The following is a 21,654-nucleotide window of genomic DNA, read 5'->3' on the forward strand; positions in this document are numbered from 1 at the left end:
TCAGGCCGGCTTGTTGCTGAGGCAGGTCTTCATGAAGGCCTTCCGGGCGTCGCCGGCCAGCGCCTTGGTCTTGGCGTCGGCGTTGCAGATCTTCATTTTTTCCTGCTGGGTCACCTTGGCGCCGCCGTCGGCCGACAGGCAGCCCTTCATGAACGCCTTGCGGTCGTCGCCCTTCTTCTCGCCGGCGTCCTTGTTGCAGGTGGCCATCTTGCCTTGCTGGGCGGTGGGGGCCTTGGCGGGGGCGGCGCCCTTGTCCTGGGCCTGCGCGGCACCGAAGGAAAGACAGGCGCCCAGTGCGATCAGGGAAAGGATTTTTTTCATGATGTGGTTCCTCGAAGGTTGATCGGGTGACAGCAACCCGGCGACGGCCGGGCCCGTTCATGCTAACGGCCGATCCCGCACCGCGGATGACCGGACGGATGGCCCTGCGGGTTCACCCCGGTAAAATCCCGCGATGCTATTGGTCAAACAGGAGCTGCTCGCGGCGCTCGCGAACACGCTCGAATCCTTCTCGCCCGGCGCCGGTGCCAAGGCCGCCTTCGAATCGCCCAAGGTGGCGGCCCATGGCGATTTCGCCAGCACGGCCGCCATGCAGCTGGCCAAACCGCTCGGCCGCAAGCCGCGCGAACTGGCCGAGCAGTTGAGCGCCACGCTCTTCGCCACGCCCGCCTTCGCGCAGTGGGTCGAGGCGATCGAGATCGCCGGTCCCGGTTTCCTCAACATCCGCCTGAAGACCGCCGCCAAGCAGCAGATCGTGCGCGAGGTGCTGGCCGCCGGCGACGCCTTCGGCCGCCAGCCGGCCCTGGGCGACAAGGTGCTGGTCGAGTTCGTCTCGGCCAACCCGACCGGCCCGTTGCACGTGGGCCATGGCCGCCAGGCGGCGCTCGGCGACGCCATCTGCAACCTGCTGGCCGCCCAGGGCGCGGACGTCTACCGCGAGTTCTATTACAACGACGCCGGCGTGCAGATCCAGACGCTGGCCAACAGCACGCAACTGCGCCTGCAGGGCTTCAAGCCGGGCGACGCCGAATGGCCGAGCGGCGAGAAGGCTGCGGCGTACAACGGCGACTACATCGCCGACATCGCCGAAGACTTCAAGGCGAAGAAGACCGTCAGCGCCGACGACCGCGAATACACCGCCAGCGGCGACGTGGACGACATCGACTCGATCCGCCAGTTCGCCGTGGCCTACCTGCGCCGCGAGCAGGACCTGGACCTGAAGGCCTTCCAGGTGAAGTTCGACAACTACTACCTGGAGTCGAGCCTGTACACCAGCGGCCGCGTGGCCGCCACGGTGCAGAAACTGGTCGACGCCGGCAAGACCTACGAGCAGGACGGCGCGCTGTGGCTCAAGTCGACCGACTACGGCGACGACAAGGACCGCGTCATGCGCAAGCAAGACGGCACGTACACCTACTTCGTGCCCGACGTGGCGTACCACATCGCCAAGTGGGAGCGCGGCTTCCACCGGGTGGTGAACATCCAGGGCACCGACCACCACGGCACCATCGCCCGTGTGCGCGCCGGGCTGCAGGCGGCTGGCGTCGGCATCCCGGCCGGCTACCCCGACTACGTGCTCCACACCATGGTGCGGGTGGTCAAGGGTGGCGAGGAGGTGAAGATCAGCAAGCGCGCTGGCAGCTACGTCACGCTGCGCGACCTGATCGAATGGACCAGCACCGACGCGGTCCGCTTCTTCCTGCTCAGCCGTAAACCCGACACCGAATACACCTTCGACGTCGACCTGGCGGTCACGAAGAACAACGACAACCCGGTCTACTACGTGCAGTACGCGCATGCGCGTATCTGCTCGGTGCTCACGGCCTGGGGGGGCGACGAAGCCGCGCTGAAGGCGGTCGACCTGTCGGCGCTCGAGAGCCCGGCCGCGCAGGCGCTGATGCTGATGCTGGCGAAATTCCCCGAGATGCTCACCGCCGCGGCCAAGGATTTCGCGCCGCACGACGTGACCTTCTACCTGCGCGAACTGGCCGCCAGCTACCACAGCTACTACGACGCCGAGCGCATCCTGGTCGACGACGAAAAGGTCAAGTTGGCCCGGCTGGCACTGGTCGCCGCCACCGCGCAGGTGCTGCACAATGGCCTGGCGATTCTCGGCGTGAGCGCGCCGCGCAAGATGTGATGACCTCTCTTCCCTCACCATGAAAACAAGACAACGCGGCAACACGGTCATCGGCCTGATCATCGGCATCGTCCTGGGCCTGGGCGTGGCGCTCGGCATCGCGGTCTACGTCACCAAGGTGCCGATCCCGTTCATGACCAAGACCCAGCGCGGCGGGGCCGAACAGGACGAGGCCGAGGCCCGCAAGAACAAGGACTGGAACCCCAACGCCCCGCTCGCCGGCAAGCCCTCGGCGCGCACCCCGCCCGAACAGCCCGCCTCGGTCGGTCCGCTGAACCCGGCCGCGCCCGCCACCGGCCCGGTGCCGGCCGTCGTCGCGCCCGACGCGCGCAGTGCCGCTGTTCCGGCCCGCACCCGCCCCGAGGTCAACGCGCCGGCGGCGTCGTCCGACCCGCTGGGCGACCTGGCCCGCGCGCGCGCCGGCATCACCGCGCCGGCCACCACCACGGCGGCGGCCGACGGCACCGACCCCTTCGTGTACTTCGTGCAGGCCGGGGCCTTCCGCAGCACCGAGGACGCCGAGGCGCAGCGCGCCAAGCTCTCGCTGATGGGCGTCGAGGCGCGCGTCACCGAGCGCGAGCAGGCCGGCCGCACCGTCTACCGGGTGCGCGCGGGCCCCTTCAACAAGAAGGACGACGCCGACCGCTTGAAGTCGCGGCTCGACAGCGGCGGCCTCGAATCCAACCTCGTCCGCGTCCAGCGCTGAGCGCAACACAGGGCGTGACCGAACCGGCGTCCTCGGGCGCCCATCCCTGGCTGCGGGAACTCCGCAGCCGCTGCCCGGCTCTGTCAGCCGCACAGGAGAACCTTTGATGACCATGAACCGCCGTGACTTTTCGCTGACCGCCGCTGCCTCCATCGGGCTGCTCCCCCTCGCCGCCACCGGCGTGCACGCCCAGGCCCGCCCGCCGAAGGCCGGCACCGACTACATCGTGCTGGGCAAGCGCGCCCCGGTCGACACGCCCGCCGGCAAGGTCGAAGTGGTCGAGTTCTTCTCGTACAACTGCCCGCACTGCGCCGCCTTCGAGCCGCGCCTGGAGCCATGGGTCAAGACGCTGCCGGCCGACGTGGTGTTCAAGCGCATCCCGGTGCCCTTCGTGGGCAACGACACCGAAGTCAAGCAGCGGCTCTACTACACGCTCGAGGCCATGGGCAAGGTCGACGCCTTCCAGATGAAGCTGTTCCAGGCCATCCACCAGCAGCGCCAGCCGCTGTTCGGCGACGCCGCGATCCTGGCCTGGGCCGAGAAGCAGCCCGACCTGGATGGCAAGAAGTTCGCCGACCTGTTCAAGTCCTTCTCGGTGGCTGGCAAGGCCAAGCGCGCCACCCAGCTGACCAGCGACTACCAGGTGGCCGGCGTGCCGGCGCTGGGCGTGGCCGGGCGTTGGTATGTGGACGGCGACACGGCCGGTTCGCTCGACCGGGCCCTCGAGGTGGTCGGCCTGCTGGTCGCCGAAGCCCGCAAGGGCTGAGAACGTGTGAATGAACCTGCTGCGCACCCCGATCTCGCATCTGCGGTCCTCACCGCACGGGAGTGCGGCTCCGGTCCTCAATGCAACCTCGGGGCGCTCGCGACGGTTCCTCCACGCGTTCTAAGGCCCGCGGCCGTTCGACACGGCCGCTTCACAAATGTCAAAAGCCCGCCTTGGCGGGCTTTTTCGTCCGGGCGACCGGATGCACTGATCCGGCGCATACAATCGTCGAGCAAGTTTCGTGCCTTTATGACACTTCGACCCCACACTCCCCTTTCCTCCCTCCTGCGCGCCGGCTTCGCCGCGCTGCTGCTCGCCGTCGCCACCGTTCCGGCGCTGGCCGAAAAGGCCGACCGCACCAAGCCCATGAACATCGAGGCCGATGCCATGCGCTACGACGACCTGAAGCAGACCAGCGTGTTCACCGGCAACGTGGTGGTGACCAAGGGCACCATCATCATCCGCGGGGCGCGGATCGACGTGCGCCAGGACCCGGAGGGCTACCAGTACGGCGTGGTCACCGCGGCGCCCGGCAAGCTGGCTTACTACAAGCAGAAGCGCGACTCCGGCGTCGACGAGTGGACCGAAGGCGAGTCGGAGGTCATCGAATACGACAGCCGCGCCGACAACGTCAAGTTCATCCGCCGCGCCATCATGCGGCGGCTGATCGGCGCCAAGGTCAACGACGAAACCACCGGCGCGCTGATCGTCTACGACCAGAGCAACGACACCTTCACCGTGAACGGCGCGCCGCTGCCCCCGGGCGCCAGCGTGGATGCCGGCAACCAGGGCAGCCGCGTGCGCGCCATCCTGACGCCGAAGGCGGCCGGCGCCGAAGCGGCGCAGCCGGGCGCACCCGCCGCGCCGGCATCGGCACCCGGCCGGGGCCTGCGTCCGAGCACCACGCTCGGCGGAGAAGCGCGCCCGTGAACGACAGCGTGGACATCGCGAAACAGGCCGCGCCGGCCGGCGCCGTCGAAGGCAGCCGGCTCCAGGTGCGCGGGCTGCAGAAGCGCTACGGCAGCCGGCAGGTCGTCAAGAACGTCTCGCTCGACGTGCAGAAGGGCGAAGTCGTCGGTCTGCTCGGGCCCAATGGCGCGGGCAAGACGACCTCGTTCTACATGATCGTGGGCCTGGTGCGGGCCGATGCGGGCGAGATCAGCATCGACGGCGAGCCGATCGCGCACATGCCGATCCACCGCCGCGCCCGCATGGGCCTGAGCTACCTGCCGCAGGAGGCCTCGATCTTTCGCAAGCTCAGCGTGCAGGAGAACGTGCGCGCGGTGCTTGAGCTCCAGCGCGAGCCCGACGCCCACGGCCGGCTCGTGCCGCTGTCGAAAAAGCGCACCGACGATCGCCTGAACGAGCTGCTGTCGGACTTGCGCGTCGAGCATCTGCGCGATTCGCCGGCGCTGGCGCTGTCGGGCGGAGAGCGTCGCCGCGTCGAGATCGCCCGCGCCCTGGCCACACAGCCGCGCTTCATCCTGCTGGACGAGCCCTTCGCCGGCATCGACCCGATCGCCGTGATCGAGATCCAGCGCATCGTCAGCTTCCTCAAGAGCCGCGGCATCGGCGTGCTCATCACCGACCACAACGTGCGCGAGACGCTGGGCATCTGCGACCACGCTTTCATCATCAGCGACGGGCAAGTGCTGGCACAAGGCACGCCTTCGGAGATCGTCGACAACGCCGAGGTACGCCGCGTGTACCTGGGCGAACACTTCCGCATGTAAGGGGAGGACGGAACTCTCCATGAAGCAGGGCCTTTCGCTGCGCGTTTCGCAGCATCTCGCGCTCACGCCCCAGCTGCAGCAGTCGATCCGGCTGCTGCAGCTGTCCACGCTCGAACTGAGCCAGGAAGTGGAGCAGATGCTCGACGAGAACCCGTTTCTCGAGCGCACCGCCGAAGAGGCCGCCCGTGAGGAGTTCGGCGTCGACGCCGCCGATGCCCCGCCGCCGCGCGACGACGACTTCTCGCCCGGCCCCGCCGCCAGCAACGACAGCACCACCAGCACGACCGAGGCCGAAGCACCGGTGGTCGATGCGACCGAAGCCACGCCCGACTGGGAAGGCGACGGCACCGTCGACATGGCGCCCGACGACAGCGAATGGGGCGGCGACGCCCCCCCGCGCGCCAGCAACCTGGGCGACGACGAACGCGCCGACGCCACCGAGCTGGCGCGCAGCCAGGAATCGCTGCAGTCCCATCTGCACCGCCAGGCCCTGAGCCTGCGCCTGAACGAGAGCGACCAGGCCGCGTTGCGCTTCCTCATCGAGTCGCTCAACGAAGACGGTTACCTCGAGGATTCGTTGCCCGCCCTGGCCTCGGGCCTGGCGGGCGACGACAACGACGAGTTCGACGGGCTGGTGCACCACTTCCAGGTGGCGCTCGGCCTGCTGCAGAGCCTGGAGCCGGTCGGCGTGGGTGCGCGCGACCTCGGCGAATGCCTGGCCATCCAGCTGCGCGCGCTGGCCCGGCCCGACGAGACGCCGGAAGCGACGCAGGTGCGCAAGACCGCCATCGCGATCTGCAAGCAGCCGATGGAGCTGCTCGCGCGGCGCGACTTCAAGCGCCTGGCCACGCTCACCCGCAGCAACGAGGACGAGGTGCGCTCGTCGCTGCAGCTGATCGCGACGCTCGAGCCCAAGCCGGGCCGGCGCTTCGTCGACGTGGAACGCAACGTGGTGATCCCCGACGTGATCGTCACGCGCATCGGCACCGGCACCAATGTGAAGTTCCGCGTGATGCTCAACCCCGACGTGATGCCGCGCCTGCGGGTGCACGACATCTACGCCGGCGCGCTCAAGCAGCACAAGGGCGAAGGCAGCCAGGCGCTGTCGCAGCGGCTGCAGGAGGCGCGCTGGTTCATCAAAAACATCCAGCAGCGCTTCGACACCATCCTGCGCGTCTCCAACGCCATCGTCGACCGGCAGAAGAGCTTCTTCGTGCACGGTGAACTGGCCATGCGGCCGCTGGTGCTGCGCGAGATCGCCGACGAGCTCGGGCTGCACGAATCCACCATCAGCCGCGTGACCACGGCCAAGTACATGGCCACGCCCTACGGCACGGTCGAACTCAAGTACTTCTTCGGCTCGGCGCTGGGCACCGAGACCGGCGGCAATGCATCGAGCACCGCGGTGCGCGCGCTCATCAAGCAGTTCGTCGGCTCCGAGAGCATCAAGAAGCCGCTGTCGGACAGCCAGATCTCCGAGATGTTGAAGGAGCAGGGCATCGAATGCGCCCGCCGCACTGTGGCCAAGTACCGCGAGGCGCTGCGCATCGCGCCGGCCAATCTGCGCAAGGCGCTGTAAGTCCGTCCCATGAACCAGCTCCATCTCTTCCTGCCTTGCGCCGCCGGCGTCGAGGACTTTCTCGCGCAAGAGGTGCACGGCCTCACCGGCCTGGCCGGCGACGACCTCATGGCCTCGCGCGGCGGCGTCTTCGTGCGCGGCTCGTGGCGTGACGCCATGAAGCTCAACCTGCACAGCCGGCTCGCGCAGCGCGTGCTGATCGAGCTGGCGCACGCGCCGTACCGCAGCGAGAACGACCTCTATGCCATCGCCAGCGGCATCGCGTGGGAGATCTGGTTCACGCCGAAGCAGACCTTCAAGATCGAGACCACGGCGCAGCACAGCCCGCTGCAGAGCCTGAACTTCGCCACCCTGCGCATCAAGGACGCCATCGCCGACCGCTTCCGCGCCAAGGCCGGCGGCGTGCGGCCGAGCATCGAGACGCAGTGGCCCGACGTGCGCGTGTTCGCGCACCTGACCACCGACACCTGCACGCTCTACATCGACACCTCGGGCGAGCCGCTCTTCAAGCGCGGCTGGCGCCAGGACACCGGCGACGCGCCGTTGAAGGAAACGCTGGCCGCGGCCATGCTGGCCGCCAGCGGCTGGTGGAACCCGGAAACCGGCGCCGTGTCGGAGGCGCCGCTGTACGACCCTTGCTGCGGCAGCGGCACCATCGCCATCGAGGCGGCGCAGATCGGCCTGGGCATCCCGGCCGGTGCGCTGCGGCGCTTCGGCTTCGAGAAGCTGCTGCCCTTCCAGCCGCACGTCTGGGAGGCGATCCAGAACGAGGCCGCCGATGCGCCGGCCAGGACTGCGCCGGCCATCTTCGGCAGCGACGTGTCGCACCGCATGGTCGACTTCGCCGATCGCAACGCCGAGCGGGCCGGCGTTGCCGCGGCTGTGCAGTTCCGCGGCGGCGATGCGCTGCAGCGGATGCCGCCGGCCGAGGCCGGCGTGATCGTGCTGAACCCGCCGTACGGCGAGCGGATCGAGGTCGGCGGCGTGGCGCGCGCCGGCGCCCGCGAGCAGGCCGCGACCGAAGATGGCGGCGAATTCTTCACCCAGTTGGCCAGCCACTGGAAGAAGAGCTATGCCGGCTGGACCGCCTGGGTGCTCACGCCCGACCTGCAGCTGCCCAAGCGCATGCGCCTGAAGGAGTCGCGCCGGGTGCCGATGTGGAACGGCCCGATCGAATGCCGGCTGTTTCGCTTCGACATGGTGGCCGGCTCGGCCCGCACGCCGCGGTCTGAAGACCCGGCCCGCACACCGCGGTCCTGACTCCCGCGCCTTGGACTCAGCCGTGCGCCAGCGGCTGGTCGGCCGGCAGGAAGCGCTGGAACAGGTCCGACACGAAGGCCGCGCCGCCGTCGGCCTGCACCCCCGTCAGGTACAGGCCGCGCCAGTACGGCGAACGCCGGCCCCGACTCTCCTCGAACATCCGGTCCACCACGCTGCGCAGCCCGGGTTGCAGGGCGTTCACCTGGTCGAAGAAGGCATGGATCGCGAGCTGGTCGGCGGCGCTGGTCGCCTCATCGAGCAGGCGCAATCGCAGCGCCTGCAATCGCGCCGCGATGGGTTCGAACAGCTCGCTCAATCGGTCTCCCGCGGCTGGCGCGGCGCTGCGGTCCTGCAGGGGCAGACGGTGCCCGAGTGCCTGCGCCAGCACCTCGGGCGGCAACGCGCCGTACACGGTGGCGTAGCCGGGCAGTCGCTCCAGGCCCGTGACGATGAGGTAGACCGGCAGGCGCAGCTGCAGGTGCTCGGCCGCCTCGTCGACCACGTGCCGCAGGCGCGCCGTGCCCGGCATGACGTCTGCGGGCTCGCCCAGCAGGGTGGCGGCGCCGACGCACACCACCACGCCATTGAGTGGCAGCCGCTCGCGCTGCTCGGCCAGTTCCATGAGCGCCTGGTACCAGAGGTTGCGCGTGCGGCGCGAGCCGGCATCGCAGACGGCCGCGGAGCTGGTCTCGATCGCCGTCATCGTCTCGAAGAACCACCAGCGCCAGAAGGCGCGCCCGCTCGTGTCGCGGTCGTGCGCCACCGGCAGCGGCGACACGCTGTGCGCGGCCGCCAGCAAGCCGGGCACGTCGGCCGCCGTGTCGCCGATGAAAAGGAACCACGGGATGCCGTAGAGACCCGCGCGCGACGGGCGTGCCGCCGTACCGGCGCGTCGCAACCCGCGTCGTGCCTGCGCCACGGCGTCCCGCATGACCTGCAGGGCCGCGAGTTCCGACGCCGATTCCGCCGGCCCGAGGGCCGTGATGCGCGCGCGCAGGGCGCGCCGTCGTGCGGCCTGCGGCGCGCCGAGCAGCCACCACCACAGGGCGATGAACGCGATGCCGCAGAGGGCAACCAGTTGCCAGAAGGTGGCCGGGAGGGAAGACAGGGTGGTCATGGCGCTTCTCCTGGGTGCGTCGATTCAGCGCGCAATGGTTTCCAGAAACAGGAAGTCCGCGACCAGCCGCTGGCTTCCGGGGGTCGCCGCGATCGACTCTCGCAGCGCTGCCAGGTAGGCGGACGCGAGCTCGAAAGGTGGCCGATCGGCAAGATGTTCGAAGGGCGATGCCGAGGCGACCACGGCCACCAGCACGGTGCCGAAGGGCGGGCTGACGAGCCAGCTCGTGGGCATGTTCCCGCCCAGCGTCACGGTCTGCCGGGCCGGCAGGCGCGTGCCGGTGGATTCCGACATCAGGTGCAGCACCGCGCCATCGCTCGTGTAGTAGTCGACCCGCACGTGGCTGGCATAGACGGGTCCGGTGACCTGCAGCCGCACCGCGTCGCCTTCGCGCAGCCGGCCCATGGGGGCCGAGGGCGCCTCGATCCGCAGCCCGGCCTTGCTGTCCTGGTTGCGCAGCTGGTAGGGCTTGAGGATCGCGGCCACCTCGCAGTAGGGCCAGGCACGGATGCGCAGGTCGAAATCCGGCGTCTTGGCCTGCGGCAGGGCCGCGATGTCCTGCCGCACACGCGCACCGTCTTCGGAACTGGCGACGAAGCCGCTGACGTGCGCGCTGCCATCGGCGCCGGTCGCCAGCGCCAGGTCGGCGCAGGCGTAACGCTGCAGTTGCGCGGCCACGCGTTCGGTGGGCGCGGGCGGCGGCCCGGCCCGGTCGCCGAGCAGCAGGCTGATCAGGTAGGCGCCGGGGGCGAGCAGTGCGATGGCGCCGGCGGCCTTCACCAGCGCGCGGCGGCGGCGCTGGGGCCGACGGCGTGCCGGTGGGTCCGGCGAGGCATAGGGCTGCGGCGTGAGCCGTGTCCAGGCCAGCGCGTCGAGTTCGACCGGGGGGGTCGGCAACTGCTGGCCATGCAGGCGCTTGAGCTTGCCCCACTCGCCGGTGTCGGCATGCTCGAAGTAGTACTGCCCCCGGAAGCCCAGGGCCAGCGCGTACCAGTAGACCTCGCGCACCGCGCCGTCGTCCGGGCCGAGCGCTGCCAGGTGGTGGAAAAACTCGGTCTGTGCGTTGCTGGAATTGAAGAGCGTCGATTGCAGGGCGTCGCCGGCATCGGTGGCGCCGGCCAGCCGTTGCAGGAGTTCGTCGAACCAGGCCACCGCCGCGAAGCTCGCCGACTCGACCGGCGCGGCCGGCCAGCCGGTCGCGCGCGCTGCGCCGCGGGCGGCATCGAGCAGCGCGTGCGCCTGTTGCCGCGCGGCCACCGGGTCCGTCATGGCGCCGCCGTCCTCCCGCACCGCCGCGAGCCGCAGGCCGAAGGCGAAGAAGGCCGAGAAGGCGTCGAGCAGGCGTGCCATGGCTGTCATGCCGACGCGGCCGCCGTGCGAGGCCGGTCGGGCGTGTGCCGGAATCGATGGCCCATGCTGTCCCCGTTCTCGTGGCTTGGGGGAAAACCATCCCACCGGCCCCGGCGCGCGCCAATACCGCAGGGGGTCTATGCCTTTCGGCAGTCGGCCATGCCTTGCTGCGCAGCCCGTTCGCCGTTATCTTCTGCCGTTTCGGAGTTCACCCGAACCCCGGGGGTTACGTCATGAAAATCCTGATCGCCGACGATCACCGACTCGTCATGGAAGCGGTCAAGGCCAAGCTGGCCGAACTCGAGCCCGGCATCGAATTCGTCCTGGCCATGAGCGTCGACGAGTTGATGGCTGCGGCCTCCGACGACCTGGACCTGGCGCTGATCGACCTGAACATGCCCGGCGCGGAAGGCCATGGTCACATCGACGAGATGCGCCGACGCCACCCGGCCGTGCCGGTGATCGTGCTGTCGGGCACCGAAGACCCGGCGGTGATGCGCGCGACCATCGAGCGCGGCGTGCTGGGTTTCATCCCCAAGGCCTATTCGCCCGACGTGATGATCTCCGCCGTGCGGCTGGTGCTGGCCGGTGGCGTCTACGTTCCGCCGATGATGCTGTCGGCCGTGCCCGCCGGCATCGTGGCCGGCGTGCCGGCGGCGGAGGTGGCACGGCAACTGGGCGGCGCCGGCCACACGCTCGACCACCTGCGCAACGTGCTGACCGACCGGCAGGTCGAAGTGCTCCAGCTGCTGTCCCAGGGCAAGCCCAACAAGCTGATCGGCCGCGCCCTCGGTATCAGCGAGGGCACGGTCAAGATCCACCTCGCAGCGATCTTCCGCGCGCTCAACGTGCGCAACCGCACCGAAGCGGTGGTCGCGGCGCAGGCGCTGACCGAAGCCTGAGCCCGCCGGCACCGGCGCCGCCTACCCGGCGAGCTGCAGGAACACCCGCCCGCCTTCGATGCGCACCGGATAGCACCGCAGGTCCGTCGTGGCCGGCGCGCAGGTCGCGCGGCCATCGCGAATGTCGAAGCGGCCCTGGTGCAACGGGCATTCGATCTCATAGCCTTCGAGAAAGCCGTCGCACAGCCGCGCGCGGCCATGGGTGCAGCTGTTGTCGGTGGCGAAGACGCGGCCCTCGACCTTGTAGAGGGCGATGTCGCGGCCCGCGATCTGCAGGCCGACGGCGTTGTCGTCGAACACGTCGTCCTCGTTGCAGACGTCGGTCCATGGGGTGTCGTTCATCGGCGGGCCTCAGATCGGGTAGATGATGGAGTTCGGGATCATTTCGCTGTCGTACACGCACAGGCGCGACGCGAACCGGAGGCCGTTCGGCGTCCGGACGATGGTGTCGATGTAGCGGCCGACATTGAAGACGGTCGACGCCTCCGACAGCTTGGTGCGGAAGACCGCGTAGTTGGCTTCCACCTCGAAGCGGTCATGCGCCGCCGACCGGATCAGTGGCGCGCCGACCACATGCCGCTGGTAGTACGGGTCGTGGAACAGCGTCTCGCGGATGCCATAGGCGCGGTCCTTCAGCATGCCCTTGCTCTCGAAGAACAAGGTGGCGAGCGGGAAGCCGCGCTCGTGGTTCTCGCGCGGGATCAGCTTGTAGAGGCAGTCCTCGACGAAGAACTCCGGCCACAGGTCCCAGTCGCCGGAGTCCACGGCCTGTGCGTAGTCGGCGTGCAGGCGCGCGATCGCGACGTAGTCCTGGAAGCCGATGTCCGGTGCGGTGCCCGGCGGGGTCGCGCGGGTTGCTTCGCTCATGTCGTTCATGGGGTTCAGGCCTCCATCACTTCGCGCCAGTAGGCGTACATGCCGCGGATCAGCGTCTCGGTCACCATGTGGTCGGTGTCGCCGACCTCGCGCCCGCCGAGTTCGGCCAGCGTGCGATGGAAGGGCTTCTGCTCGAAGCCTTGCTGCGAGAACTCGATGACCTCGCCGTCGTCGGCCGAGACGAAGCCGGCTGGGCCGAAGAGGTTGGCCTGCCGCAGCCGGCGCTGCGTCATCTCGTCGGTGTCGTCGTCGAAGCCGAAGTGCGTCCACACGAAATCGAAGGCGCCATGGCCGTCGGGCTGGATGTGGCGGGTCGACACGCTGTTGACCTGCTGCTGCAGGATGACGCTCGGGAAGAGCGTCATCATCACGGCCGTCGGTCCGCCCCACCAGGGCTCCGGCACGATGTCCAGGAAGCGGGGGTCGTGGAGCTGCATGCTTTCCTTGAAGCTCGACACCTGCGTCACCTGATCGGCCTTGCCCGACTGGCCGCGCGTGGAAATCATCGCGGCATGGCGGTGCCGCGCATCCATCTTCAGCTCGCTCTTGTTGTCGGCGCGCCAGAGCCCGAAGGTGACGAACCAGGTGTGCAGCAGGCCGGGGTGGTACGGGTCCTTGATGTTCTCCTGCATCAGCTTCCAGTTGCCCGGGATGCGCTGGCGGTTGTAGCCGAGGATGCGCAGCTGTCGCCCGTTGAACAAGCGGTCGAAGTAGCCCAGGATGGTCGGCCCGAGGAAGTCTTCCAGCGACTCGATGTCGTGATCGAAGCTCGCGAACACCACGCCGCCGCGCGTCGCCACCTTGAGCTTGTTCAGTCCGTGGTCGGCGGTCTTGAAGTCGGCCGGCATGCCGCCGTTGACCTTGCCGTCCTGCTTCACGCCACGCCGGAAAGGCACGCCCTGCAGGTCGCCCTGCAGCGTGTAGCTCCACTGGTGGTAAGGGCAGACGAATTCCTTGCGGTTGCCGTGCCGCTCGCGGCAGAACTGCATGCCGCGGTGCGCACAGACGTTCTCGACCACAGCGATGCCGCCCTCGGCATCGCGCACCATGAGCACCGAGCGCTCGCCCACCACCGTGCGCTTGAAGTCGCCGGGTGCGGGGATCTCCGCTTCGAGCCCCACGTAGTTCCAGTGCCGCGTGTAGAAGAAGCGCTCGAGCTCCTTGCGGTGCTGCGCCTCGTCGGTGTAGGCCATGAAGGGAATGCGGCTGGTGTCGTCGGACGCCCAGTGGATGCGGGCCGGGAAGGTGCCTGTGTCGGGGTTGCTCATCGTGTGGTGTCTCTCGTTGTTTTCGCGCTGCTCGCCGAAGCCGTCCGAGCGCTTGGGGCTGATGCTCGGGCTGCCCTCAAAATCAGTCAATGCGATGGGGTCGATGTTCAATATCATCCGAATCAATGACAACAAAGGCCCGCCATGGAGCTGCATGACATCGACCTGAACCTGCTGGTGGTGTTCGACCAGCTCATGGCGGAACGCAAGGTGTCGAAGGTCGCCGAGAACCTCGGGCTGGGCCAGCCGGCCGTCAGCAATGCGCTGGCTCGACTTCGCAAGCTGCTGGGCGACGAGCTCTTTCTGCGCACCTCGGCCGGCATGCAGCCGACACCCTTCGCCGAACAGCTGGCCGCATCGGTCGGCCTGGCGCTGGGCATGCTCCACAGCGCCGTGAACGCCCGCAGCACCTTCGATCCGGGCCGCAGCGAGCGCCGCTTCTCGATCGGCATGACCGACATCGGCGAGATCTATTTCCTGCCCCAGCTGATGCAGCACCTGCACCGGGTCGCGCCGCAGGTGTCGATCACCACGGTGCGCAATACGGCGGTCAACCTCAAGGACGCGATGGAGGCGGGCCAGGTCGACCTCGCGATCGGCCTGCTGCCGCAGCTCAAGAGCGGGTTCTTCCAGCGGCGCCTGTTCGAGCAGAAGTACGTCTGCCTCGTGCGGCGTCGGCATCCGCTGACGCGCAGGAAACTGCAGGAAGCAGACTTCTTCGCCGCGGAGCATCTGGCCGTGGTCTCGGCAGGCACGGGTCATGGCCGCGTCGACCAGATCCTGGACCGAAGCGCACCGCAGCGGAAGGTCCGGCTGACGGTGCCGCATTACGTGGCGATCGGCCACATCCTTCAGTCCAGCGACCTGGTGGCGACGGTGCCGCACCGGCTGGCCGAACGGATGGTGGCGCCCTTCGAGCTGGCGGTGTTGCCGCACCCGGTGAAGCTGCCCGAGATCGCCATCCATCTCTTCTGGCACGCCAAGTACCAGAAGGACCCGGCGAACCAGTGGCTGCGCAACCTGATCGTCGAGCTGCACGCCGATTGACGGCGTGAGGCGAAGGCGGCCGCGCTCAGTGCTGCATCAGACGCCCAGCCAACCGGACAGCGCGGCCGGGTCCGCCGCGAGCGACGCCGACTCGGCCGCCAGCACGATGCGCCCTTTCTCCATCACCACCGCATGGTCGGTGTGCGCCAGCACCTTGCGCCAGTCGCGGTCGACGATCAGCGTGGCGATGCCGGTGCTGCGGATGTCCGCGATCACGCGCCAGATTTCGGCCACGATCAGCGGCGCCAGGCCTTCCGTCGCTTCGTCCAGGATGAGCAGGCGCGGGTTGGTCATCAGGGCCCGGCCGATCGACAGCATCTGCTGCTCGCCGCCCGACAGCTGCTGGCCGCCGTGCGAGAGCCGCTCGGCGAGGCGCGGGAAGGTCGCCATCACGCGGTCGAAGGTCCAGGCGCGGCGGCCGTCGAGCCCGGCGCGCTCGCTCATCAGCAGGTTCTCGCGCACCGTCAGGTTGGGGAAGATGCCGCGGCCCTCGGGCACGTAGCCGATACCCTGCCGGGCCATCTTCTCGGGCGCCCAGCCGGTCACGTCGCGCCCGTCGAGCAGCACGCGGCCGGAGGCCGGCCGCACGTAGCCCATCAGCGTGCGGATCAGCGTGGTCTTGCCCATGCCGTTGCGCCCGAGCAGGCCGAGCGAGCTGGCAGCGGGGTGCACGGCATCGACGCCGCGCAGGATGTGGCTGTCGCCGTAGTAGGTGTGGACCGATTCGATTCGCAGCATGTCAATGTGCTCCCTCGTCGCCCAGGTAGGCCTCGCGCACGGCCGGGTCCTGCCGGATCATGGCGGGGTGGCCGCTGGCGATGACCGCACCGTTGACCATCACGGTGATGCGGTCGGCGATGCGGAAGACCGCATCCATGTCGTGCTCGACGAGCAGGATGGCGTGCGAGGCCTTCAGGCGCGTGAGCAGGGCCAGCATCCGATCGGTCTCTTCCGCGCCCATGCCGGCGAGCGGTTCGTCGAGCAGCAGCACGCGCGGCCTCGTCGCCAGGCACATCGCGACTTCGAGCTGTCGCTTGGCGCCATGGCTCATCGTGCCGGCGATGCGGTGCGCCTCGGCCTCGAGCCCGGCGGCACGCAGCGCCTCGTCGGCCGCCGTGTTGCTGGCTGCGCAGCGGCCCGACGCCTGCCAGATCGCCCAGGGTCGCGGCGTCGCGGCCTGCGCCGCCAGGCGGCAGTTCTCGTGCACCGTGAACTCGGGGAAGATCGTGGTGCGCTGGTAGCTGCGGCCGATGCCGTCGCGGGCGCGGCGCGATTGCGCCCGGGTCGTGATGTCCTCGCCGGCCAGCGCGATGCGGCCTTCGGACGCCTCGATCTCGCCGGACAGCATGTTGATCAGCGTCGACTTGCCGGCGCCGTTGGTGCCGATCACCGCGTGCACCTCGCCAAGATGGAGGTCGAACGTCACCGCGTTGACGGCCACCAGCCCGCCGAAGCGGCGGGTCAGCCCCTGCACCGCAAGAAGCGGCGCGTTCATGACGTCACCGCCTTCGGCAGCGGGCTCGGCGAGATGCGTGCCGCCAGTCCGATCAGCCCCTTGGGCAGCAACGCCACGAACACGATGATCGCGATGCCGAGCGTGAGCTGCCAATGGTCGGCCAGCGGCCCCACCAGCGCGTGCGTGCCCAGCACTTCCTTGAGCACTGTGAAGGCGACGGCACCGATCACCGCGCCGCGCAGATGGCCGAGGCCGCCGAGGATGATCATCAGCAGCACCTCGCCCGAGTTGTGCCAGGCCAGCAGTTCGGGGTTGACCACGCCGTCGCGCGCGGCGACCAGGAAGCCGGCCAGGCCCGCCAGTGCGCCCGCCAGCACGAAGGCCGCGAGCTTGTAGCCGTACACCGCGAAGCCGGCCGCGCGCATGCGCTGCTCGTTCACGCGGATGCCCGCCAGGGCCGCACCGAAGCGCGAGCGGCGGATGAGTGCGAGCAGGCCGTAAGTGCCGGCCAGCGCCGCCAGCACCGCAAAGAACTGCACGCGGCGGTTCTCCATGTCGAGCGCGCCGAGGCTCGGCCGCACGTACAGGTAGATGCCGTCGCTACCGCCGCCGAACTTGGTGTCGTGGAAGATGAAGTAGGCCATCTGTGCGAAGGCCAGCGTGACCATGATGAAGTACACGCCGCGCGTGCGCAGGCTGAGCGCGCCGACGACCAGCGCGTACAGCGCCGCGCTGCCCATGGCCAGCGGCAGCAGCCAGGCGATCGAGCCGCCCTCGGCGCCCGATGCGAGCACCGTCGCATAGGCGCCGATGCCGTAGAAGGCCGCATGGCCGAGGCTCACGAGCCCGGTCATGCCGACCAGCAGTTCGAGGCTCAACGCGAAGATCGACAGGATCATGACCTTGACGACGAGGTCGGATGCATACGGCCCCAGCAGCGGCCCGGCCGCGGCCAGCAGCAGGGCGCAGATCAGGGGCGTCCAGGTGGAGAGTTTCTTCATGTTCAAGCTTTGCGCCCCATGAGTCCTTCAGGGCGCCAGATCAGCACGATCGCCATCAGCACGTACACGCCCATGCCGCTGAGTTCAGCGAAGAAGACCTTGCCGAAGGTGTCGACGAAGCCCACCAGCAGCGACGCGACCAGGGCGCCGGTGATGGAGCCGATGCCGCCGATCACCACCACCACGAAGCAGATGATCAGCACGCTCGCACCCATGTTCGGATACACCGAGGACATCGGCGCGGCGATCATCCCGGCCAGGGCCGCCAGCGCCACGCCGGCCGCGAACACGATGCGGTAGAGCCGCCGGATGTCGATGCCCAGCCCGCGCACCATGTCGCGGTTGCTCGCGCCGGCGCGGATCATCATGCCCAGCCGCGTGCGGTTCACCACCAGGTACAGGCCCACGGCCAGCACGATGCAGGCGGCCGACGCGAAGAGCCGGTACCACGGATAGCTCATGAGGTCCCCGAGCGCGAAGCTCCCGTCGAGCCAGGCCGGCACCTTCACGCCATGCACGTCGTTGCCCACGAGGATCGAGCGCAGTTCCTCGAAGACCAGGATCAGCCCGTAGGTCATCAGCACCTGCTGCAGGTGGTCGCGCTGGTAGAGGTAGCTGAAGAAGGCCCACTCCAGCAGGTAGCCGAAGACGGCCGCGAGCACCACGCCCGCGACCAGCATCACGATGAACTGGTCGCCGAAGAGCGGCGACAGCGCGAACGCCATGTAGGCGCCCAGCATGTAGAAGCTGCCGTGGGCCAGGTTGATCACGCCCATGATCCCGAAGATCAGCGTGAGCCCCGACGCGACCAGGAACAGCAGCAAGCCGTACTGGACCGCGTTCAGGCACTGGACGAGAAAGGTTCCGAAGTCCACGGCGCGCGCCTTACATCCGGCAGCCGCGTGCCGGGTCGGCCAGGCCCTTGATGGCGACGCTCACCATCTTGTTCTCCTTGCCGTCGACCTTGCGCAGGTAGATGTCCTGCACCGGGTTGTGCGACTTGCCCACCGAGAAGGCGCCGCGCGGACTGTCGATCTTCGCCTTCTCGACCGCGGCCGCGAACTCGGCCTTCTTCGAGATGTCGCCCTTGGTAGCATCCAGCCCGATGGCTAGGATCTGCGCGGCGTCGTAGCCCTGCACCGCATACACGTCCGGCTGCAGCTTGAAGGCCTTGGCATAGGCGGTGCGGAAGCTGGTGTCGCGCGGCGTGTTCAGGCCGTCGGCGTAGTGCAGCGTGGTCAGCATGCCCTGCGCGCTGTCGCCCTGGGCGTCGAGCGTGCCGTCGGTCAGGAAGCCGGGGCCGTACAGCGGGATGGTCTTGTTGAGGCCGGCGGCCGCATAGTCCTTGACGAACTTCACGGCGCCGCCGCCGGCGAAGAAGGCGTACACCGCATCGGGCTTGGCAGCCGCGATCTCGGTCAGCAGCGCCTGGAACTCGACGTTGGGGAAGGGCACGGTGAGCTGCTTCACGACCTGGCCGCCGGCCTTCTCGAAGCCTTCCTTGAAGCCGTTCGTCGACTCGTCGCCGGCCGCGTACTTCCAGGTGATGGTGATCGCTTTCTTCTTCTTTTCCTGCTTGGCCGCGACCTCGCCCATCGCGTAGGCCGGTTGCCAGTTCGAGAAGGAGCTGCGGAAGATGTTGGGCGCGCACATCGGCCCGGTCACGGCGTCGGCGCCGGCGTTGGGCACGATCAGCGTGGTGCCGCTTTCCTTCGCGGCCTTGGCCATCGCCATGGCCACGCCGGAGTGCACGGTGCCGACGATGACGTCGACGTTGTCGCGCTTGATGAGCTTGTTGACGTTGTCGGTCGCCTTGGCCGGGTCGGACTCGTCGTCGACCTTCACGTACTCGATCTCGCGGCCGCCGAGCTTGCCGCCTTGCTCCTCGACGCGCAGCTTGAAGCCGTTCTCGATGGCGACGCCGAGCGCGGTGTAGGTGCCGCTGTAGGGCAGCATCAGGCCGACCTTCAGCTTGCCCTGCTGGGCGTGGCCGAGCGTGGCGATGCAGGCGAGGGTGAGCGCGGTCAGCGCGGTGCGAAGGTTCTTCTGGCTCATGGTTGTCTCCATTGATGGATGAACGAAAGGGTCGCGCTTATCACCTGCTCCGGCTGGTCCCGATGAGGGGAGTGGCCGCAGTCGGGCAATTCGAGGAGCTGCGTGCGATCGACCCGCGATGCGATGCCGCGGATCTGCTGCAGGGTGCCGTATTCGTCGTCCACGCCCTGGATGGCGAGCACCGGGCAGGCGATGCCGTCGAGTTCGGGCTCGATGTTCCACTGGCGGAACGGCGGATGCAGCCAGATGCGATTCCAGCCCCAGAAGGCCGAATCGGGGTCGTCGTGGTAGCGGCCGAGCTTCTTGGGCAGATCGGTCTGCAGGTACGCGACGCGCGCTTGCTCGATGTGCTCGACCGTGACGTCCTCCACCAGGATGTGCGGCGCCAGCAGCACCAGGCCGGCCACGCGCTGCGGAAAGCGCGCGGCATACAGCAGGGCGATCGATCCGCCATCGCTGTGGCCGAGGAGCCAGGGCGGCTCGTCGATGCCCAGGGCGTCGAACAGCGGCGGCAGCACCTCGTGCGCCTGGCGATGCATGAAGTCGACGTCCCAGACCTCATCGGCGCCGCGCGGCGTCGAGCGGCCGTAGCCGGGCCGCGAGAAGACCAGCCCGCGGAAGCCGCCGGCCTGGCACAGCCGTTCCGGGAAGTCCTTCCACATCGCGACCGAGCCGAGGCCTTCGTGCAGGAACACGACCAGCGGCGCATCCGCGCGCTCGGCCGGGATGTGCACGTACTCGACGCGCAGCTCCCGCTCCCGCCAGCGGATGGCGGCCCATCGCGTCTCGCCGCTCACGCGTGCTGCTCCTGCTCGCGCAGCCGGAAGCGCTGGATCTTGCCGGTCGCGGTCTTGGGCAACTCGTCGACGAACTCGATGAAGCGGGGGTACTTGTAGGCGGCCAGGTGTTCCTTCACGAAGACCTTCAGGTCTTCGGCGCTGCACGACTGGTTCGACTTCAGCACCACGAAGGCCTTGGTCTTGGTCAGGCCGTCGCTGTCCTGCTTGCCGATGACGGCGGCCTCGAGCACCGCCGGGTGCCGCATCAGCGTCGCCTCGACCTCGAAGGGCGAGACATAGATGCCGCTGACCTTCAGCATGTCGTCGCTGCGGCCGGCGTAGGTGTAGTAGCCGTCGGCATCGCGCGAGTACTTGTCGCCGCTCTGCGTCCAGCCGTCGCGGAAGGTCTGGCGGCTCTTCTCAGGGTTGCCCCAGTACATGAGCGCGCTGCTCGGGCCCTTGATGTAGAGGTCGCCGACCTCGCCGTCGGCGACCGGCCGACCGTCTTCCCCGCGCAGTTCGATCTCGTAGCCGTCCACGGGCCGGCCGGTGGTGCCGTAGCGAATGTCGCCGGGCCGGTTGGAGATGAAGATGTGCAGCATCTCGGTGGAACCGATGCCGTCGATGATCTCGCAGCCGAAGTGCGTCTTGAAGCGCTGGGCGATCTCGCCCGGTAGGGCCTCGCCGGCGGACGAGCACATGCGCAGCGCGACGCTGTCGCGCGCGGGCAGGGCGGGTGATGCGAGCATGCCCGCGAAGCCGGTGGGCGCGCCGAAGAAGACCGTGGGCTTCACGCCCGACGCTTCCGCCGGGAAGCCCGTGCCGGTCCAGCGCTTGAAGGTCGCGTCGGGGGTCGGGCGCTCGGCCATCAGCACCACGGTCGCGCCGACCGACAGCGGGAAGGTCAGCCCGTTGCCGAGGCCATAGGCGAAGTACAGCTTGGCCGCGGAGAAGCAGACGTCGTCCTCGGTGAGGCCGAGCACCGGCTTGCCGTAGAGCTCGGCGGTCCACCACGGGTTGCCGTGCGTGTGGACTGTGCCCTTGGGCCGGCCGGTCGAGCCCGACGAGTAGAGCCAGAAGGCATGGTCCTGCGGGCCGGTCGGTGCCGGCCTGGCCAGCGGCGGATGGGCGCCGATGACGGCGTCGAGGTCGCTGGCGCCGTTGGGCAGCGCGGCGGTGGGCTGCGAGACGAAGAGCTGACGCAGCGCATGCGGCGCCTTGGACATGGCGTCGTGCAGCACCGGCAGCAGCGCGCCCGATACCAGCGCAGCGACGGCGCCGCTGTGCTCGAGCATGTAGGCATAGTCGTCGGCCGTGAGCAGCGTGTTGACCGCGACGGGCACCACGCCGGCGTAGAGGCATCCCAGGAAGCTCACCGGCCAGTCATGGCTGTCGAGCTGCAGCAGCAGGACGCGTTCTTCGCGCTGGATGCCCGCCGACTGGAGCGCACCGGCCAGGCGACGGGCGCGGTCTTCCAGCGCGCCATAGCTGAGCGTGCCGCGGTCGTCGATGTAGGCGAGCTTGGCCGGCCGCCCGCGGTTGAGCGCGAACAGGTGTTCGGCGAAGTTGAAGTCGGTGGGCAGGCTCATCGTGTGTCTCCTGGTGTCATCGGCGCGGTG

At 68.9% G+C, this 21,654-nt stretch carries 22 protein-coding genes; 9 read left to right on the top strand and 13 right to left on the bottom strand.

From position 1 onward, the window contains the following. The gene (locus tag QTH86_RS19710) at positions 1-321 is read right to left on the bottom strand and encodes a PsiF family protein (RefSeq protein ID WP_286647931.1); all 321 of its coding nucleotides are present in this window, start codon (positions 319-321) and stop codon (positions 1-3) included. Positions 322-454: 133 nt separating this feature from the next. Here QTH86_RS19710 and argS point away from each other — a divergent pair, with 133 nt between their 5' ends. The 7 genes from argS to QTH86_RS19745 all read left to right on the top strand — a co-directional run bounded on the left by argS (position 455) and on the right by QTH86_RS19745 (position 8,184). Then, positions 455-2,140 (top strand): arginine--tRNA ligase, encoded by a 1,686-nt coding sequence (argS, locus tag QTH86_RS19715; RefSeq protein ID WP_286647932.1) that lies wholly within the window; start codon positions 455-457, stop codon positions 2,138-2,140. A gap of 19 nt (positions 2,141-2,159) precedes the next feature. Next, on the top strand, positions 2,160-2,846 hold the full coding sequence (locus QTH86_RS19720; RefSeq protein WP_286647933.1) for an SPOR domain-containing protein: 687 nt from the start codon (positions 2,160-2,162) through the stop codon (positions 2,844-2,846). 112 nt (positions 2,847-2,958) lie between these two features. After that, a complete protein-coding gene (locus tag QTH86_RS19725) occupies positions 2,959-3,612 on the top strand; it encodes a thiol:disulfide interchange protein DsbA/DsbL (protein ID WP_286648403.1) in 654 nt (217 codons plus the stop codon). A 249-nt stretch (positions 3,613-3,861) separates the two neighbouring features. After that, positions 3,862-4,542: a lipopolysaccharide transport periplasmic protein LptA gene (gene lptA, locus QTH86_RS19730; protein ID WP_286647934.1), complete on the top strand. Its 681-nt coding sequence runs from the start codon at positions 3,862-3,864 to the stop codon at positions 4,540-4,542. Further along, positions 4,539-5,345, top strand: a complete 807-nt coding sequence (lptB, locus tag QTH86_RS19735; RefSeq protein ID WP_444813988.1) for an LPS export ABC transporter ATP-binding protein — start codon at positions 4,539-4,541, stop codon at positions 5,343-5,345. The genes lptA and lptB overlap by 4 nt, the downstream gene beginning before the upstream one ends. Before the next feature lie 19 nt (positions 5,346-5,364). Then, positions 5,365-6,924, top strand: coding sequence for an RNA polymerase factor sigma-54 (locus QTH86_RS19740; RefSeq protein WP_286647935.1), 1,560 nt, complete (start codon positions 5,365-5,367; stop codon positions 6,922-6,924). A gap of 9 nt (positions 6,925-6,933) precedes the next feature. Continuing rightward, positions 6,934-8,184 (top strand): THUMP domain-containing class I SAM-dependent RNA methyltransferase, encoded by a 1,251-nt coding sequence (locus QTH86_RS19745; protein ID WP_286647936.1) that lies wholly within the window; start codon positions 6,934-6,936, stop codon positions 8,182-8,184. Between the two features lie 16 nt (positions 8,185-8,200). On the opposite strand, the gene QTH86_RS19750 is transcribed toward QTH86_RS19745, so the two are convergent. Both QTH86_RS19750 and QTH86_RS19755 read right to left on the bottom strand, forming a co-directional pair. Beyond that, positions 8,201-9,301, bottom strand: a complete 1,101-nt coding sequence (locus QTH86_RS19750) for a type VI secretion protein IcmF/TssM N-terminal domain-containing protein (protein WP_286647937.1) — start codon at positions 9,299-9,301, stop codon at positions 8,201-8,203. A gap of 24 nt (positions 9,302-9,325) precedes the next feature. Beyond that, entirely contained in the window at positions 9,326-10,651 is a 1,326-nt protein-coding gene (locus QTH86_RS19755) for a DotU family type IV/VI secretion system protein (RefSeq protein WP_286647938.1), read from the bottom strand. A 233-nt stretch (positions 10,652-10,884) separates the two neighbouring features. Here QTH86_RS19755 and QTH86_RS19760 point away from each other — a divergent pair, with 233 nt between their 5' ends. After that, entirely contained in the window at positions 10,885-11,553 is a 669-nt protein-coding gene (locus QTH86_RS19760) for a response regulator transcription factor (RefSeq protein ID WP_286647939.1), read from the top strand. 21 nt (positions 11,554-11,574) lie between these two features. Here QTH86_RS19760 and QTH86_RS19765 read toward each other — a convergent pair whose 3' ends face one another. From QTH86_RS19765 to QTH86_RS19775, 3 genes are read right to left on the bottom strand one after another with little or no spacing between them, the layout of a single operon-like run. Next, positions 11,575-11,895 (bottom strand): non-heme iron oxygenase ferredoxin subunit, encoded by a 321-nt coding sequence (locus tag QTH86_RS19765; RefSeq protein WP_286647940.1) that lies wholly within the window; start codon positions 11,893-11,895, stop codon positions 11,575-11,577. 9 nt (positions 11,896-11,904) lie between these two features. Beyond that, entirely contained in the window at positions 11,905-12,420 is a 516-nt protein-coding gene (locus QTH86_RS19770) for an aromatic-ring-hydroxylating dioxygenase subunit beta (protein WP_286649396.1), read from the bottom strand. Positions 12,421-12,434: 14 nt separating this feature from the next. Beyond that, complete coding sequence (locus QTH86_RS19775; protein ID WP_286647942.1) at positions 12,435-13,697, bottom strand: aromatic ring-hydroxylating dioxygenase subunit alpha; 1,263 nt, start codon at positions 13,695-13,697, stop codon at positions 12,435-12,437. Positions 13,698-13,841: 144 nt separating this feature from the next. On the opposite strand from QTH86_RS19775, the gene QTH86_RS19780 reads away from it, so the two are divergent. Beyond that, positions 13,842-14,744 carry a LysR family transcriptional regulator gene (locus tag QTH86_RS19780; RefSeq protein ID WP_286647943.1) on the top strand — a complete coding sequence of 301 codons (903 nt, stop codon included), beginning with the start codon at positions 13,842-13,844 and terminating at the stop codon, positions 14,742-14,744. Positions 14,745-14,780: 36 nt separating this feature from the next. On the opposite strand, the gene QTH86_RS19785 is transcribed toward QTH86_RS19780, so the two are convergent. Genes QTH86_RS19785 through QTH86_RS19815 form a run of 7 tightly spaced genes read right to left on the bottom strand, consistent with a single transcriptional unit; the run spans position 14,781 to position 21,624 of the window. After that, complete coding sequence (locus tag QTH86_RS19785; protein ID WP_286647944.1) at positions 14,781-15,482, bottom strand: ABC transporter ATP-binding protein; 702 nt, start codon at positions 15,480-15,482, stop codon at positions 14,781-14,783. A 1-nt stretch (position 15,483) separates the two neighbouring features. Beyond that, positions 15,484-16,239 (bottom strand): ABC transporter ATP-binding protein, encoded by a 756-nt coding sequence (locus tag QTH86_RS19790; RefSeq protein WP_286647945.1) that lies wholly within the window; start codon positions 16,237-16,239, stop codon positions 15,484-15,486. Further along, complete coding sequence (locus QTH86_RS19795; RefSeq protein WP_286647946.1) at positions 16,236-17,201, bottom strand: branched-chain amino acid ABC transporter permease; 966 nt, start codon at positions 17,199-17,201, stop codon at positions 16,236-16,238. Before QTH86_RS19795 ends, QTH86_RS19790 begins: the two co-directional genes overlap by 4 nt. 2 nt (positions 17,202-17,203) lie before the next feature. Further along, positions 17,204-18,076, bottom strand: a complete 873-nt coding sequence (locus QTH86_RS19800; RefSeq protein WP_286647947.1) for a branched-chain amino acid ABC transporter permease — start codon at positions 18,074-18,076, stop codon at positions 17,204-17,206. Positions 18,077-18,086: 10 nt separating this feature from the next. Continuing rightward, positions 18,087-19,256, bottom strand: a complete 1,170-nt coding sequence (locus tag QTH86_RS19805; RefSeq protein ID WP_286647948.1) for an ABC transporter substrate-binding protein — start codon at positions 19,254-19,256, stop codon at positions 18,087-18,089. Further along, positions 19,253-20,053, bottom strand: a complete 801-nt coding sequence (locus QTH86_RS19810) for an alpha/beta fold hydrolase (protein ID WP_286647949.1) — start codon at positions 20,051-20,053, stop codon at positions 19,253-19,255. The genes QTH86_RS19805 and QTH86_RS19810 overlap by 4 nt, the downstream gene beginning before the upstream one ends. Beyond that, complete coding sequence (locus QTH86_RS19815) at positions 20,050-21,624, bottom strand: benzoate-CoA ligase family protein (RefSeq protein WP_286647950.1); 1,575 nt, start codon at positions 21,622-21,624, stop codon at positions 20,050-20,052. The genes QTH86_RS19810 and QTH86_RS19815 overlap by 4 nt, the downstream gene beginning before the upstream one ends. Positions 21,625-21,654: the final 30 nt, after the last annotated feature.

Origin of the sequence: Variovorax sp. J2L1-78, assembly GCF_030317205.1 — a bacterium.
Lineage (GTDB): Bacteria > Pseudomonadota > Gammaproteobacteria > Burkholderiales > Burkholderiaceae_C > Variovorax > Variovorax arabinosiphilus.